Origin of the sequence: Mucilaginibacter gracilis (assembly GCF_003633615.1) — a bacterium.
Taxonomy (GTDB): Bacteria; Bacteroidota; Bacteroidia; order Sphingobacteriales; family Sphingobacteriaceae; genus Mucilaginibacter; species Mucilaginibacter gracilis.
On sequence record NZ_RBKU01000001.1, the window covers coordinates 6,483,817 to 6,499,305 of the forward strand.

At 40.5% G+C, this 15,489-nt stretch carries 12 protein-coding genes; 6 read left to right on the forward strand and 6 right to left on the reverse strand.

The features are described from left to right. Positions 1–43: 43 nt before the first annotated feature. Both BDD43_RS28950 and BDD43_RS28955 read left to right on the forward strand, forming a co-directional pair. Complete coding sequence (locus BDD43_RS28950) at positions 44–925, forward strand: glycosyltransferase family protein (RefSeq protein ID WP_121201702.1); 882 nt, start codon at positions 44–46, stop codon at positions 923–925. Further along, positions 922–1,905 carry a glycosyltransferase family 9 protein gene (locus BDD43_RS28955; protein WP_121201703.1) on the forward strand — a complete coding sequence of 328 codons (984 nt, stop codon included), beginning with the start codon at positions 922–924 and terminating at the stop codon, positions 1,903–1,905. The genes BDD43_RS28950 and BDD43_RS28955 overlap by 4 nt, the downstream gene beginning before the upstream one ends. Position 1,906: 1 nt before the next feature. Here BDD43_RS28955 and BDD43_RS28960 read toward each other — a convergent pair whose 3' ends face one another. Together BDD43_RS28960 and BDD43_RS28965 are read right to left on the reverse strand one after the other, a co-directional pair. After that, complete coding sequence (locus tag BDD43_RS28960) at positions 1,907–2,908, reverse strand: glycosyltransferase family 9 protein (protein ID WP_121201704.1); 1,002 nt, start codon at positions 2,906–2,908, stop codon at positions 1,907–1,909. A 21-nt stretch (positions 2,909–2,929) separates the two neighbouring features. Then, on the reverse strand, positions 2,930–3,688 hold the full coding sequence (locus tag BDD43_RS28965) for a glycosyltransferase family 2 protein (RefSeq protein WP_121201705.1): 759 nt from the start codon (positions 3,686–3,688) through the stop codon (positions 2,930–2,932). Positions 3,689–3,830: 142 nt separating this feature from the next. Here BDD43_RS28965 and BDD43_RS28970 point away from each other — a divergent pair, with 142 nt between their 5' ends. Then, positions 3,831–4,931 (forward strand): glycosyltransferase family 4 protein, encoded by a 1,101-nt coding sequence (locus tag BDD43_RS28970; RefSeq protein ID WP_121201706.1) that lies wholly within the window; start codon positions 3,831–3,833, stop codon positions 4,929–4,931. Positions 4,932–5,052: 121 nt separating this feature from the next. Continuing rightward, entirely contained in the window at positions 5,053–6,870 is a 1,818-nt protein-coding gene (locus tag BDD43_RS28975; protein ID WP_121201707.1) for an ABC transporter ATP-binding protein, read from the forward strand. 2 nt (positions 6,871–6,872) lie between these two features. On the opposite strand, the gene BDD43_RS28980 is transcribed toward BDD43_RS28975, so the two are convergent. Beyond that, entirely contained in the window at positions 6,873–7,838 is a 966-nt protein-coding gene (locus tag BDD43_RS28980) for a nucleotide-diphospho-sugar transferase (protein WP_121201708.1), read from the reverse strand. A gap of 46 nt (positions 7,839–7,884) precedes the next feature. Further along, positions 7,885–8,970, reverse strand: coding sequence for an acyltransferase family protein (locus tag BDD43_RS28985; RefSeq protein WP_121201709.1), 1,086 nt, complete (start codon positions 8,968–8,970; stop codon positions 7,885–7,887). 164 nt (positions 8,971–9,134) lie between these two features. Here BDD43_RS28985 and BDD43_RS28990 point away from each other — a divergent pair, with 164 nt between their 5' ends. Then, the gene (locus BDD43_RS28990) at positions 9,135–10,061 is read left to right on the forward strand and encodes a hypothetical protein (RefSeq protein ID WP_121201710.1); all 927 of its coding nucleotides are present in this window, start codon (positions 9,135–9,137) and stop codon (positions 10,059–10,061) included. Between the two features lie 135 nt (positions 10,062–10,196). Here BDD43_RS28990 and BDD43_RS28995 read toward each other — a convergent pair whose 3' ends face one another. After that, positions 10,197–11,870: an ArnT family glycosyltransferase gene (locus BDD43_RS28995; protein WP_162847192.1), complete on the reverse strand. Its 1,674-nt coding sequence runs from the start codon at positions 11,868–11,870 to the stop codon at positions 10,197–10,199. Positions 11,871–12,024: 154 nt separating this feature from the next. On the opposite strand from BDD43_RS28995, the gene BDD43_RS30315 reads away from it, so the two are divergent. Beyond that, on the forward strand, positions 12,025–12,177 hold the full coding sequence (locus BDD43_RS30315) for a hypothetical protein (RefSeq protein ID WP_162847193.1): 153 nt from the start codon (positions 12,025–12,027) through the stop codon (positions 12,175–12,177). Between the two features lie 93 nt (positions 12,178–12,270). Here BDD43_RS30315 and infB read toward each other — a convergent pair whose 3' ends face one another. Further along, on the reverse strand, positions 12,271–15,348 hold the full coding sequence (gene infB / locus BDD43_RS29000; protein ID WP_121201712.1) for a translation initiation factor IF-2: 3,078 nt from the start codon (positions 15,346–15,348) through the stop codon (positions 12,271–12,273). Between the last annotated feature and the right edge of the window lie 141 nt (positions 15,349–15,489).

A 15,489-nucleotide genomic window follows, 5' to 3' on the forward strand; every position in this document is an offset into this window, starting at 1 on the left:
TTATATATAGGTATCAGTTTTATCAACAAAAAGTTAAGGGTAAATGAAGGTTGCAGGTTTTACGTTCATCAGAAACGCGGTAAAAAATGATTATCCCGTTGTGGAGGCCATTACATCAATATTACCGGTTTGCGATGAGTTTATTGTAGCACTGGGTAATTGCGACGACGGCACACGGCAATTGATAGAAGGCATTAACTCGCCTAAGATAAAAATACTGCATACCGTTTGGGACGAAAGCAAACGCAGCGGCGGTACCGTTTTTGCCGAAGAAACCGATAAAGCTTTTAATGCCATATCGCCGGATATGGATTGGGCCTTTTATATTCAGGGCGATGAATGTGTGCATGAAAAATATCATGCCCTCATCCGCAAGGAAATGGAAGATAACCTGAATGACACCAAAATAGAGGGCCTGCTTTTTAAATACCTGCACTTTTATGGTTCGTACGATTTTTACAGCCATTCGCGCAGGTGGTACAGGCGCGAGATCAGGATAATCCGTAATAATAAAGCTATTCACTCCTACCGCGATGCTCAGGGATTTAGGTTAGATAACCGTAAAATACAGGTTAAACTCATTGATGCTTACATTTACCACTATGGCTGGGTAAAACCGCCTAATGGCATTGTTAAAAAAATACACAACTTTAACCAGTTTTACCACGGCGAACAAGCTGCACCCCAAACCGAAGCACCTACTTACGATTTTGACTATAGCAACGCCGATAAGCTTATCCCGTTTAGCGGCACACACCCGGCACCTATGTTAAAGCGAATAGCCGCCGCCAACTGGAAATTAAATATTGACTGGAAAGCCATCAAAAAGAAAATGCCTTTCCGCCGCAAATTATTGCAAAAAATAGAAGAAATAACCGGCTGGCGCGTTAGCGAATACCGCAATTATAAAATAGTAAAGAAGTGACTAACCTTAATAACCAGCATATATTAATAAGCAGGGTTGATGCTATTGGCGATGTTGTACTCACCTTGCCTTTATGCGGCTACTTAAAAAGTATTTACCCCGACGTAAAAATTTCGTTTCTTGGCCGCACTTACACTGGGCCAATTATTAAATGTTGCGGCGCCGTTGACCATTTTATTAATTACGACGATTTAAAAGCATTCCCAGAGCAAGAGCAAATATTAGCCCTGAAGGCCGAAAGCATTGATACCATAATTCATGTTTATCCGCAGAAAAAGATAGCTATATTGGCTAAAAAGGCAGGCATTAAAAACCGGATTGGTACTACTAACCGCACGTTTCATTGGCTTACGTGCAATAAATTGGTTAGGTTGAGCCGCAAAAATTCCGATCTGCACGAAGCTCAGTTGAATATTGGGTTATTGAAACCGTTGGGGATAAAATCGGTTCCGCAGGTTTCGCAATTGGTAGGCTTTTATCATTTCAGGCAGCAAGTTGTATTGCCGCAGCAATTTGCAAGGTTACTGGCAAGCGATAAGTTTAATATTATACTACATCCAAAATCAAACGGGAGCGGCAGGGAATGGGGATTAAACCGCTTTGCCGAACTGATAGCACTATTACCAGCAGATCAATTTAACATTTTTATTTCGGGCTCGGATAAAGAGAAAGAATTATTGAAAGATTGGCTCCCTACCCTACCTGCACACATTAACGATATAACAGGTAAATTAACGCTCCACCAATTTATTGCATTTATTGCCGAAGCCGACGGTTTAATTGCCGCAAGTACCGGCCCACTCCACATAGCAGCCATGAGCGGCACACACGCCTTGGGTTTATACCCAACCACACGCCCCATGCACGCAGGACGCTGGGGGCCAATTGGCAAACAAGCCGAATTTGTTAATAGTGGTACTGATGAATTGCACAGTATTAGCGCAGGTATTGTTTATGATAGGGTGAAGGCCTGGTTGTAAATTACTTTAACCAACCCGTAATTACATCAAAAACCATTTTTACCGAAATGCTCGACAAATCGTCCGAGTCACTCTCAATATGCTCGGCTTTTTTGCCGAGAGGAGCCCATCTCAAGGCGTTGATAGATTTGCTTACCGGGAACAAGCCCAATGTATGAATGCCCGATGCCGCCGCCATATGCAACGGCCCCGTTCCGGATGCCAGCAGGCCGTCGGCATTGCAAATCAAGCTCATAAATTGTGGCAGCGTTAGTTTACCGCTTAGGTTTATAACCGATGGTGGTAGTTTTTTCACCCATTGGTTAAGCGCAACCGCTTCTTTTTCGGAGCCGCTTATCAAAACGTTAAATTTATCAAGCGGAAGCTGGTTAATCAGTTGGGCATATTTATCCATTTCCCATTCCCGGCCGTGGCCGTTGCTCATGGTATGTACAATCAGGTTAAATTTACCGGGTTTTAAATTAGCAGCCAGGTTGGGTGTGAGTATATCCTTGGGTTTGTACCAGTCTTTATAATAGTTGGCTATAGTGCCAATGGTTGGTATGTGCGTTAACCCAAGTGGGTGCAAAAATAAAAACATTTGTTGCGCCTCGTGCAGGTGCGAATTGCCCCTGCTCAACCTGATTAATTTATTGCAATAAATAAAGTGGCTGTTTTTACTGGTATTACCTATGCGTATGGGTATGCCCGCTTGCTTGGCCAGTTTGGCAATGGTGGTTTTATTAAAGGTATGCAGTATCACATCAATATTGCGCGCTTTAATGTTGGCTATCTGTTCGTTTTGGGGTAGGCGTTCCAGTTCTTCAAAATCAATAAAATTATCAATGGCTGGGCAGGCATCAATAACGGGTTTGGTATAACTGCGTGCTAAAATAGTAACTTTAATATCGGGGTACAGCAGTTTAAGGTAAATACAAACGGGTAGGGTGAGTATTACATCGCCAATGTTATCAATACGGTTAATTAAAAAGTGATCTATCTTTCTGTTATGGATGATGGCCATTAATTTCTTTTAAATAAGTTTCTATTTTTCGCCCCGTAACTTCTCTTTCATCCTGCGGAACATGTAACGCATCCAAATGCGGTTACCAAAGTTTTTGCGGATCAGCGACGATTTGTCCGCAAAAAAAACATCGTCCGGGCCTGATGAAGAAACACCTGTATGGTTAAAATCGGCAATAATGTAGTCTTTAAAAACAAAGGGAATGGTTTTGTCTTTCCAGCATTGCATGTTAAGTGCATAGTCTGCCGATACGCGATACCTGGTATCAAACTTATATTTTTTGAAAATCTCTGCCGAATAAATAATTGCCTGGTGATAAATGCCAATTTTTGCCTGGTAATATTCGCTCACCAAACCCGAGCATTTCATTCCGCGCGATAGTACGCTGCCGTAATAAAAAGCACCGGGCACCTTCAGCTCGTAGCACAGGGCCGAAAAATCGTCTAGCAGGGTATCGTCTGCACCTAAAAAATAAACCCATTTGCCCGTAATGTGGTTAAGCGCCTTGTTCATGGCATCGTAAATACCACTATCGGGTTCGCTTATCCAAAAACCAATTTTATTGCTATTGGCTTCAATTATTTTTACGGTATCATCGGTGCTTTTACCATCAATAATAACAATTTCAATATTGGAGTAGTTTTGTTTGTAAATACTGTTTAAACAGGCTTGCAGTGTTTTTGCCGCATTAAAGGTTACAATTACTACCGACACTTTATCGGGCAGGTTTAAATGAGTTGTTGGGTTATCGTTTACTTCCGCACTTTGTTTATCACTCATTATCTTTGGTTATTTACCCACTATTTTGAGATTGCAAAAATCACAATTAAAGTAGACATTTGCAATTTACTGTTTACAGTATCGTTTTAAAATCCAAAGCAGTGCCTTTTACCATAATTTACACCTCTAGGGCATCAAAATCATGATTAAAGTACAATTTGACCATCAAACGTTTTCGATGCATAAATTTGGTGGCATATCCAGATATTTTGCAAGCATACAAGAATCACTCAGCAAAGAGCCCGATTTTACTTTCGACAGGGGTATATTATATACAACAAACCATTATCTAAAAGATCAATCCTTCCCACTGCCAAAATTGATAGGCGATTTGTTTTTACAAAAGGAACGCAGGCGCAGTAAGTGGAATAAAAGATACGCTAAGCTTAAAATTAAAAAAAACGATTTTGACGTTTTTCACCCAACCTATTACAACCCTTATTTTTTAAGGAAACTTAACGGGCCACCTATTGTACTAACGGTTCATGATATGATACATGAGCTGTTTCCCGAATACTTTCCACATTTTGACGACACCATTTATCTTAAAAGATTATTGATAGAAAAAGCGGATCATTTTATTGCTGTATCTCAAAACACAGCTGATGATCTTCAGCGTTTGTTTAATATCCCCGATGAGAAGATCACTGTAATTCACCACGGCTTTTTTCCTGCCGAAACGGATAGTAATTACATTCCGCCTTATCAAAATTATATATTGTATGTTGGCGAGCGCGGCGGGTACAAAAATTTTTATAGGTTTTTAGAGGCTGTTGCCGATGTGTTGATAAGCAATAATTTAAACCTGGTTTGCGCAGGAAGTAAAAGCTTTTGCAAGGCAGAAGAAGAAACCATGCGCAGGCTTAATATAGCACATTTGGTTACCCATGTAGCACCTACAGATGGCGAACTAAACCAGCTATACAGCAAAGCGAAGCTTTTTGTGTACCCATCGTTATACGAGGGTTTTGGCTTACCCATACTGGAAGCCTTTAACAACACTTGCCCAGTTGCAATTAGCAACACCAGTTGTTTTGAAGAAGTTGGCGGCAATGCCGCAGCTTACTTTGATCCGTACGACGTACGATCAATAAAAGAAACCATGAACATGGTGCTTTTAACACCCGGCAAAGCCGACGAATTACGCGCGGCGGGTGCGCAGCAACTGCAAAAATTCTCCTTAAAACTGTGCATGGAAAAAACAATAGGTGTTTACCGTAAGCTTGCCGCAAAAGCAGGCTGAGCCGTTGTTATGCAATAGGTTTGTAAATTTACATGCGGCTTATACCTAAGCCGATGGGTTTGGGTTTGCATGATAAAATATCAATTACTAATCCGTAATTTTGCCCGCTTTATAATTTTAAATGAAAACATACTTCCGGCTACTCTCGTTTGCAAAACCTATCGAAAAATTTGCAATACCATACATTTTAACTACCATACTTTACGTGGTTTTTAATACACTAACGCTCGCACTGATTGCCCCCCTTTTAACCACATTATTTAGTAAAGATGTTGATAAAAAAATAGTATTGGCGGCAAAACACTGGTACAATTTTTCAGATCAGTACAACTACTATCTACACATCGCTAAGCAAGATTATGGTGTAGTAGGCACCTTGCAATTTGTGTGCGCAATTATCATTATATCGGTTTTGCTTTCCAATCTTTTCAGGTACGTTTCGCAGCGCATTATGGAAAACCTACGCATACATACCTTGTTAAACTTAAGGCGCGCGGTATTTAACAATGTAATGAACCTACACCTTGGCTTCTTCAGTAATGAGCGCAAAGGCGATATCATATCCAAAGTGGCATCGGATGTTCAAGTAGTCCAGTTTTCGGTTACAGGCACATTGCAGGTAGTATTTAAGGAGCCTTTAACTTTAATAGGTTACCTGGTTTGGCTATTTATCATTTCGTACAAGCTAACGTTATTCTCAGTTTTAGTTATCCCGGTATCGGCGTTTATCATTTCTAAAATTGTGAGGCGCTTAAAACAGCAAGCGGTCGAGTCTCAAAAGTCGTACGGAAACATGATTAGTTACCTTGATGAGGCATTAACAGGTATCAAAATAATTAAAGCTTTTAACGCCGTCGATTTCATTAAAAATAAATTCGACAGTGAAAATGTAAGATATTCCAGGATTATAAAGTCTATGGCAAAGCGTCAGCAATTAGCCTCGCCAGTGTCCGAATTTTTAGGCGTTTCTATGATAGCAGTCATCATGTTGTATGGTGGTACTCTAATTGCTTCAAATAAATTAGACCCTGCGTTGTTTATTACCTTTATAGGTATCTTTTCGCAGATAATGCGACCAGCTAAAGCAATTTCCGATTCCTTTGGTAACATCCATTCCGGCGTTGCCGCAGGCGAACGTGTATTAGCCCTGATAGACGAAAAACCAATGATAGTTGATGCACCAAACGCTGTGCCAATCAAGGAGTTTAACAACGAGATCAAATTTGAGAACATATCTTTTGCATACAACGAAAAGCTGGTTTTAAATAATATCAATATCACAGTGCCGAAAGGTAAAAAGGTGGCTTTAGTTGGCCCGTCGGGCGGTGGTAAATCAACCACGATGGATTTAATACCACGCTTTATTGAGCCACAGAGCGGCAGTATATTAATTGACGGTAAGGATATTCAAAGTTTAACTACCGAATCGGTACGCGACCTGATGGGTATTGTTAACCAGGAATCTATTTTGTTTAACGATACCATTTATAACAACATTGCCTTTGGTAAACCCGATACTACTTTGGCCGAGGTTGAGGCTGCCGCCAAGATAGCCAACGCACACGAGTTTATATTGGCCACCGAAAACGGTTATCAAACCAATATTGGCGACAGAGGCTCTAAACTATCCGGCGGACAAAAACAACGCATTTGTATTGCCCGCGCCGTATTGAAAAACCCACCTATTATGCTGCTTGATGAAGCCACATCGGCTTTGGATACCGAATCGGAAAAATTGGTGCAGGAAGCGTTGAACAATTTAATGCAAAACCGCACATCGCTCATTATAGCACACAGGTTAAGCACCATACAAAATGCCGATATAATTATTGTGCTTGAAGATGGACGCGTTGTAGAACAAGGTAACCACGCGCAGCTAACCGGCAATAACGGCGTTTACAAAAGGTTGATTGATATGCAATCGTTCAGTAACGATTAAGGCTATTTAAACAAGCCCCTGGCCCAGCGTTTAAAGCGCCTTTTTGGAGCGTTATATTTTTTAAGCTGGCTACGCTTCCCTGCTAAATTAAATTCGATAGTAAGGGTATGCATATCGGCTTCCTTCTCCGGAAGGATATATTTAGGGTGCGTAACTTCGGTTATCTCGGTTAAGGTTACACTTGCGAAAGAATGGCTGGCATTGGTTGTATTTTCGGCACCTTCGCCAAAACCTATGTTGCTTACCAGGTTTGTGTTGGCTATAATATTAATGGCGTGGCTAAACAAATGGGTAAATGTTGCCTGGTAATCCCAGGTATCAATTTTACCGGCCTTGCAATCGTTAAATATTTGTTGCCAGGTATCGATAACCAATTCATCGTCAAAAATTTTTGCTAATTGCGGCCTTACTTCTTCGGCGTTATAGCGGGTAAGGTTTTTATCGTAATCCTTCCACGATCGTTTCCAGGTGGCCCAGCCCCAGCCGTTAGTGAGGTTTGAAAAATAATAGCTAGCATTTCCCCATTTTTTCCCTTCCTGCAGGTTACAACCCGAAATTAGCCAGATACGGGTATCCAAACGATATTTTTCTAAAAGGGTATCGCAAAACATAAAAAAGCTATTGGCTGGCAGGCAATCGTGCTCCAGTATAATCCCTTCCTCTTCGTGCTCAAAAAACCAATCTATAGCCGTGGCAATGGCTTCTTTAGGGCCTATATTTTCATTCCTGAAAAGGGTTTTAACCTGGCAATCCCAATCAATTGCTGCAAGCACGGCTTCCCTTGCTTCGGCACAACGAATATCTTCGCCGCTGCGGTTGGTGCGGGGGCCATCCGCAGTTATGTATACACGTGCAGGCTGGGCCAGCTTTATTTGTTGCAGCACCTGCAACGACGTATCGTGACGGTTAAATATGATAAATAATATTGCCGATTTTGTTTTATAAACCTGCTGCGCCTGTAAACTCATGCCGCAAAGTTGCTTAAATAAAATTATTTATCGCACAAAAAACAGTCTACCGGCCAATTAGTCGTTTTAAATGTAACACGTTAATAAGCCATATGGTAATAAGCGTTAACCCATAAACCATAATAAATTTAGCCAACTGGAAAAGTAATATCACAGGTACAGATAGCTGGTAAATGTTAAGATTGAGAGGGTCTGTTATTTGGGTCATCACTACACTTACCATTACATAGTGAATTAAATAAATGCCATAGGTGGTTTCGCGGGGTTTTAAATAGTGTATAAATTTAAAATCGCGAATTTTGAGCAGCATAAAAAAGAAGGATAGTGAATAAAGCACATTACTAAAACGAAGGGTATTATATGGGTCGTGCACACCAAGGGAGCGTAGCAAGTACATTTCCGCCATTGATAAACCCAAGGTAAAAACAGTGAGTATCACCCACATTGCCAGGGATGTTTTATCTATCCAATCGTTTACCTTTTGCCAGTTTTTGTGTATCTGTGCGCCCAGCCATAAAAAGAAAACGAAGCCAAAAATTGCTACCGTATGCGAAGGGCGTATCCACGAGAAGTAAATATTTATGGAGTAAAAAAGCGTAAATGCAAACAAAACAGCACCAAATTTATAGCTATACAAATGCCGTTTAAAAATTAGTAACAGGGTTATACAAAACAAAAAGTTAGGTATAAACCAGTAATTGGTATATAAATACGTTGTGGTAACACTATTAATTAAGGTTTGATATACATTAACGCCGGCAGGATCGGGGTGCCCAAGTATTTTAGCATGTATGAGATTGAAATTTATTAACACAATAAAAAACACCGACCAAAACAACCAGGGAACTATAGTGCTATCCAAGCGTCGTTTTAAGTACTGGCCTGGGGTATAATCGGTAAATTTATCGCCTATTAAAAAGCCGGCCAATAAAAAAAAGCACACGGTACCAAATTTGCTGAACTGAATCGACAGAAAAAAGAAAAATGCCCGTAGGCCAAGTGTAGGTAAATATTTATCGGGCTCAAAGTAAGTGGAGTGCTCCATTACAATGAATATCATGGCAATGCAGCGGATGGTATCAACAAAATCGTAATTTCTTTTTACTGGCGGACTGGATGTTAAATTTTGCATATTATGAGTAAGACCCGGAAATATTGAACGGGTTTAAATGAGGGATTATTTTTGGGTAATTAAACTTTTGGCTGTAATATTATTGCTATCCTTGCAAAAACATTGGTTAACCTTATACCCCATTATTGTTATAATTGTTTGTTTAATCGTAAATTTAAGTTGCTGTGTTTATAAAAAGGAAGAAAATAGAAAATGAATTAAGTTTAATAAACCAAAAGCTTAACGCTTTGGCTATCGAGAATAATTCGCATAAAATTTTACCGGCTAATATATTAGCCCGGCTTAACAAAGCCAACGAGCAACAAATTATACAAAACATTCAGCTTGCCGAATTTAAGGTTTATTCGCAATGGGGTGATGATGGCATTATACAGTTTTTGGTTGACTACCTGGATATCAGCCAAAAAACTTTTATCGAATTTGGTGTACAAAACTATACCGAAGCCAATACTCGCTTTTTATTAATCAACAATAACTGGACGGGCCTAATCATGGATGGCTCGGAAGAAAATATCAACTATGTAAAAAAGGATGATATTTACTGGCAGTTTGAGCTAACCGCTATACCGGTTTTTATCACCACCGAAAACATTAATAGCCTAATAACTCAAAACGGCTTTAGTGGCGAAGTAGGAATATTACACATTGATATTGATGGTAATGATTACTGGGTTTGGAAAGAGATAGATACCATAAACCCGGTAATTGTTATTGTAGAATACAACAGCATTTACGGACCAGACAATACATGGACAACGCCTTACCAGGCCGACTTTTACCGTACAGCAGCACACCACAGCAACCTGTACTTCGGTGCATCGTTAGCGGCACTGTGCGATCTTGCAGAAGAGAAAGGCTATCATTTTATAGGATCAAACAGCCATGGCAACAACGGTTATTTTGTACGGAAAGATAAAATAAAAGACCTTAGAACCATGAATGCACAAGAAGGCTATGTATTATCCAAATTTCGTGAAAGCAGAGACGAAAATGGCGATCTAACCTATATTAGCGGCACGGACCGCCTTAAAGCTATTAGCGGTATGGACATTTATAACACCCGGACTAATGAGTTAGAGAAAATAAAATAATTTGAGGCAAATAACTTCAAAATTAAATTCTGGTATGAACGGCAACACTGGCCGCAAAAAATACAAAGAAAAAAAATTCTCAAAATTACATCTAATCACCGTTGTAGCATCAGTTACAGTGTATCTTATTTCCTCCTATATCTTAATGGGCAGTGGGGACTGTGTATAGAGATAAATAATCTTGTTTTTGCTGCTCTGGTTATAAAATCGCTTCCCTTTAAAATCAATAAAAGGGCTGTTAATATCTGTAGATACAATACAGTCGAGCAAATAGGAAGATTGAGGAAGGTTCCGTGACATATTGTTAACATTGATGTAAATAGGATTGATCGTTCTATTAAAACAATTATTAAACAAGGGGTACTCCCAATCGTCCTCACCTACAATGAGGCCGATATTAGTATTGTTACCTTTTTCAATTATTTGATGAATTTCGCTATATTCTTTAAAAGCCGATGGCCTGCCAATAAAATATTTTTGATATCGGCACACAAAAAGCGAACTTTCGTACGGACGGTTACTGTTGTGTAACACCACTAAAAAGGCATAACTTATCAGGATAGGGAATACAATATATAATGCCTTTTTAAATCGGCTGCTTAAATTACAGGCATAGCATAGCAAGGGTATCGCCATTAAAAAAAAACAAGAATGCAACCTGGAATGCCAGGGCTGCCACTTCAAATACAAGCAAAATAACATCACCTGCAAAACAATCACTATTAATAAGTGTAAACTTAACAGGTTTCGCCTTTTTATTACCTGCATTAATAAAATGCCAAAAGATACCAATATAAAAATAAAGTGAACCATGTTTGGTGCACAGTCTTCATTAGTGGCGGGATTTTCAGTTGAAAACGTGGTGTTACGATAGTTAACAAGCGGATCGTTAATATTTAAACCAGCCATTGCGTGCAGTTTATAAATTATCTTATTTGAGAAGAACGCAACATCATTAACATACATAAACCCCAGGTGTAAACCAGCATTTTTGATAACGTTAGAAAAAAATAAAACCGTATTCATTTTCTGATTTGAATAAGATTTTGATTCCTTTTTATCAATACCCAAAAGGTTTCCTGTTAGCTTATAGTTCCGCTGGTAATGCCCGCCATTTATTGCAATAAAAATTAAAACGGTAACCAAAGGATACACCAGGTAACGGTAGTTCCTGCTCTTTAAAAAACGCACAACTGTAGCTATTCCAAACCAAATAATAACAGGAAAAAAATACAAATAAGCCGTGCCTTTGGTTAATGTACCAAGGCCCAGTGCCAGGCCCCAAAATACAAAATCGGCAAAGTTGCCGTTTTTAAGGGCCTTCACACTAAAATAAAAGCCTGTAATAATAAAAAAGGAAACTACAATATCATTTTGGGTACTTGAGGCCTGCAAAATAACCTCTGGAATTGTAACGATTGCAACTATAGCTATAATTTTATATTGACGGCCTAATCCAAAATTATCCAATATAAGTATAACGCTCAAGATAGAAAACAACAAAAAGAAAAACTGTACGGAATTTGAAAAAAAATCACTTCCATTTAAAATGCCAACATGCATAATTACATATTCGGCAAAGGGAGGTTGGTAAAGCTGGCGGAAAATATGAGTTGGATAATGCTCGACAGAACCGTGGCTGATCCAACTGGTTATCCGTGCCATGTGATAGGTCATGGAGTCCCAATTGTTTGGTGGATACAAAACACCTTGGGCAAAAATTAATAGTAAAAGGATGGATACTATGCTTAATAAAATTCTATCAACCGTATTTAGGTTTTTAATAACCTTATAAATAGTGCATTTCATATCTTCCCAGAAAACAAGCAGCTTATGCTTAGCGAAATATAAGCAGGTGAGATTTATAACCGCAATGCCGCTCCAAATTGCCAATATAGCAGTAAAATTTAGCTGATGAAAAGCACTAACTACTTCGGTAACGAAAACTAAAAGTGATGAAAAAATGAGAACACTATTTAATAAAACTTCTTTTTTACCTGTTGCCGGTATTTTGAAGGTACCAATAATTAAAAATATAGAAATAAAACAGATAACAAGCACAGCTATACCCATACGTTCACATGATAGATTTGACAAAGATAACCAAGCACACTAAGATGGCAACATTCTTGCTTTAAAAGAATTTTTAATAAAAAGAGGCCGTCTCACTTTGGTGTGAAACGGCCTCTTTTCTTTAACTTATAAGCTATTACAACTTGCGTTTAACCTCAACGTTTTCGTAAGCTTCAACTATATCGCCAACCTCAATGTTGTTAAAGTTGTGGATGTTTAAACCACACTCGTAGCCACGGGCAACTTCTTTAACATCGTCTTTATAACGTTTTAACGAAGCCAACTCGCCGGTGTAAATTACAACGCCTTCGCGGATGATGCGTATTTTACTGTTACGGGTTATGGTACCATCTAACACCATACAGCCTGCAATTGTACCAACCTTGCTAATTTTAAAGGTTTCGCGTATTTCAACGTTGGCAACAATTTTCTCTTCAAAGGTTGGTGCAAGCATACCTTCCATCGCGGTTTTGATTTCGTTAATGGCATCGTAAATGATGGAATATAAACGGATATCAATTTGCTCTTGCTCGGCAAGCTTACGCGCACTGCCCGAAGGGCGCACCTGGAAGCCTATGATAATTGCATCTGAAGCAGAAGCCAGCAATACATCCGATTCGGAAATCTGCCCTACTGCTTTTGATATGATGTTTACCTGTATCTGATCTGTTGATAGTTTCAGTAACGAATCCGACAGGGCTTCGATAGAACCATCCACATCACCCTTAACAATAATGTTAAGTTCTTTAAAGTTACCGATAGCCAAACGACGACCAATTTCATCAAGCGTGATATGTTTTTGAGTACGTAAACCTTGCTCACGTTGCAATTGCAAACGCTTGTTGGCAATTTCGCGTGCTTCAGGTTCGCTTTCAAGGGCGTTAAACTTATCACCCGCTGTAGGTGCTCCCTGCATACCCAATACCTGTACCGGTGTTGATGGCCCTGCCGATTCAACGCGCTGGCCACGTTCGTTAGTTAATGCCTTAACACGCCCGCTGTAGCAACCGGCTAATATAGCATCACCAACTTTTAAACGGCCAGCCTGTACCAATACTGTGGTTACAATACCACGGCCCTTATCTAAAGCGGCCTCAATAACCGTACCTACGGCACGTTTGTTAGGGTTAGCTTTTAGTTCGAGCAATTCGGCTTCAAGCAATACTTTTTCTAACAGCAACTCAATATTTAAACCTGTTTTGGCCGATATTTCTTGTGTTTGATATTTACCGCCCCACTCTTCAACCAAAATATTCATGGCCGATAGTTGCTCGCGTATTTTATCGGCGTTAGCTCCCGGCCTGTCAATTTTATTGAAGGCAAAAATGATTGGTGCGCCTGCAGCCTGTGCGTGGTTTATGGCCTCGCGGGTTTGCGGCATCACGCTATCATCAGCAGCTATCACGATGATTACAATATCTGTTACCTGGGCACCACGTGCACGCATAGCGGTAAACGCCTCGTGACCCGGAGTATCAAGGAAAGTGATTTTTTGGTTATCTTTTAACGAAACCTCATAAGCACCAATGTGCTGGGTTATACCACCCGCTTCGCCACCTATAACGTTGGTTTTGCGTATAAAATCTAATAGGGATGTTTTACCATGATCTACGTGACCCATAATGGTTACTATAGGTGCGCGAGGTATCAAATCTGCCGGATCATCCGGTTCGTCAAGGTTACCCTCTTCGTCCTGCGGTTTAACAAATTCTACTTCAAAGCCAAACTCTTCGGCAACAATGCTTAGGGTTTCGGCATCCAAACGCTGGTTTATTGACACAAACATACCCAAGCTCATACAAGTTGAGATAATTTGTGTTACACCAACATCCATCATGGATGCAAGCTCATTAGCAGTTACAAACTCGGTTACCTTAATAACCTTCGATTGCATTTCCTGATCTAATGCGTCCTGCTCGGCAGATGCAGCAACATCATCACGTTTTTGGCGACGGAACTTGGCACGCTGGGCAAATTTACCCGATTTACCTGCTCCGCTTAACCTGGCAAGAGTTGCTTTGATTTGATCTTGTATTTCTTTTTCTGAAGGCTCTTCTTTATTGCCTCCTGCCGAAGCTGGTTGCTGACCTTTATTTCTAAAATCGGGACGTGAAGGACCCGGACCTGCCGGTTTACGGAACTCCGGACGGTTACCACCTTGCTGCGGGGCACCACCACCTTGTTGAGATGGCGACTGCTGACCTGGCGAACCACCTCCTTGCGGACGTTGCTGACCTTGACCTTGGTTTTGATTTGGCTGACCCGGACCGTTTTCTTTACGTTTACGTTTGCGGCGCTGTTCGGCAGCACTGTTAGCGTTTGACGAGGCAATGGGCGAATTATTGCGCTTAGGCTGACTAACGGGCAAAACTATTTTACCAATAACATTGGGGCCGGTTAAACGCTCGGCTTTGGCACGTATAACATCGTCTTCGGGTTCTACAGGTGCGGCTGGCTGTGGCTGTGGTGCTACCGGCGGTACCACTACTACCGGGGGTGCTTGCACAACGGGTGCCTGTACCGGAGGTGTTGTTACTACCGGAGGGGTTACTACCACGGGTGGCACTTGCACAACAGGTGCCTGTACCGGCGGAAGGGTAACCACTGGTTTTTCGGCAACAGGCTCTGGTTTAACTTCGGGCTCTTTTACAAATTGCACGGCAACTGGCTCTGGTGCCTTAACTTCAACCGGTTTAGGTTGCTCTTTGGCTACAACAGGCTCTTCAGCTTTCTTTTCGGGACGGGTTTTTGAGTTTAACTCGTCCAAATTTATTTTCCCAACAATTTTAACACCTTGCAGTATGCTCTCGTCGCGTTCTTCAACTACCGGCTTAGGTTTTTCAACCACAGGGGGCGGTGTTGGTACAACAGGTGCGGGTGCAGGGGCAGGCGCATTGTATGAGTGTAAATTTTTAACTAAAATTTCCTCATGCTCAAAATCTTTTGAACGTGCAGGGTGATCATGCTTTTCGGGCGCAGCTCCCTGCTCTTCGCGTCTGATCTTACCAATACTGATCTGTTTTGCTTCCTCTTTGATGTTTTTATCAAATTGAAATTCCTTTAACAGGGCATCATACATATCGCCTTCGATTTTGGCGTTAGGTTGCTTTTCAATTTTGTAACCCTTTGACGCTAAAAAGTCGACTATAGTACCAGTACCAATGTTCAGCTCTTTTGCTGCTTTAAATAACTTTATGGATTTGTCGTCTGACATTTAATATTTATTTCTCCGCTTTATTTTGCAAAAATACGTTTTTATTTCCATTGGTCTAATTTGTTTTTTTCGTAACCTTTTGTGTTTTTAAGGCACTCCATAAGGCTACGTCATTTACAATGGTAATAAAGCTATCGTGAG

Coding starts and splice junctions, on each gene's coding strand:
- BDD43_RS28950 (WP_121201702.1), top strand. CDS start 44: ATGAAGGTTGCAGGTTTTACGTTCATCAGAAACGCGGTAAAAAATGAT.
- BDD43_RS28960 (WP_121201704.1), bottom strand. CDS start 2,908: ATGGCCATCATCCATAACAGAAAGATAGATCACTTTTTAATTAACCGT.
- BDD43_RS28965 (WP_121201705.1), bottom strand. CDS start 3,688: ATGAGTGATAAACAAAGTGCGGAAGTAAACGATAACCCAACAACTCAT.
- BDD43_RS28970 (WP_121201706.1), top strand. CDS start 3,831: ATGATTAAAGTACAATTTGACCATCAAACGTTTTCGATGCATAAATTT.
- BDD43_RS28975 (WP_121201707.1), top strand. CDS start 5,053: ATGAAAACATACTTCCGGCTACTCTCGTTTGCAAAACCTATCGAAAAA.
- BDD43_RS28980 (WP_121201708.1), bottom strand. CDS start 7,838: ATGAGTTTACAGGCGCAGCAGGTTTATAAAACAAAATCGGCAATATTA.
- BDD43_RS28985 (WP_121201709.1), bottom strand. CDS start 8,970: ATGCAAAATTTAACATCCAGTCCGCCAGTAAAAAGAAATTACGATTTT.
- BDD43_RS28995 (WP_162847192.1), bottom strand. CDS start 11,870: ATGAAATGCACTATTTATAAGGTTATTAAAAACCTAAATACGGTTGAT.
- BDD43_RS30315 (WP_162847193.1), top strand. CDS start 12,025: ATGAGAACACTATTTAATAAAACTTCTTTTTTACCTGTTGCCGGTATT.
- infB (WP_121201712.1), bottom strand. CDS start 15,348: ATGTCAGACGACAAATCCATAAAGTTATTTAAAGCAGCAAAAGAGCTG.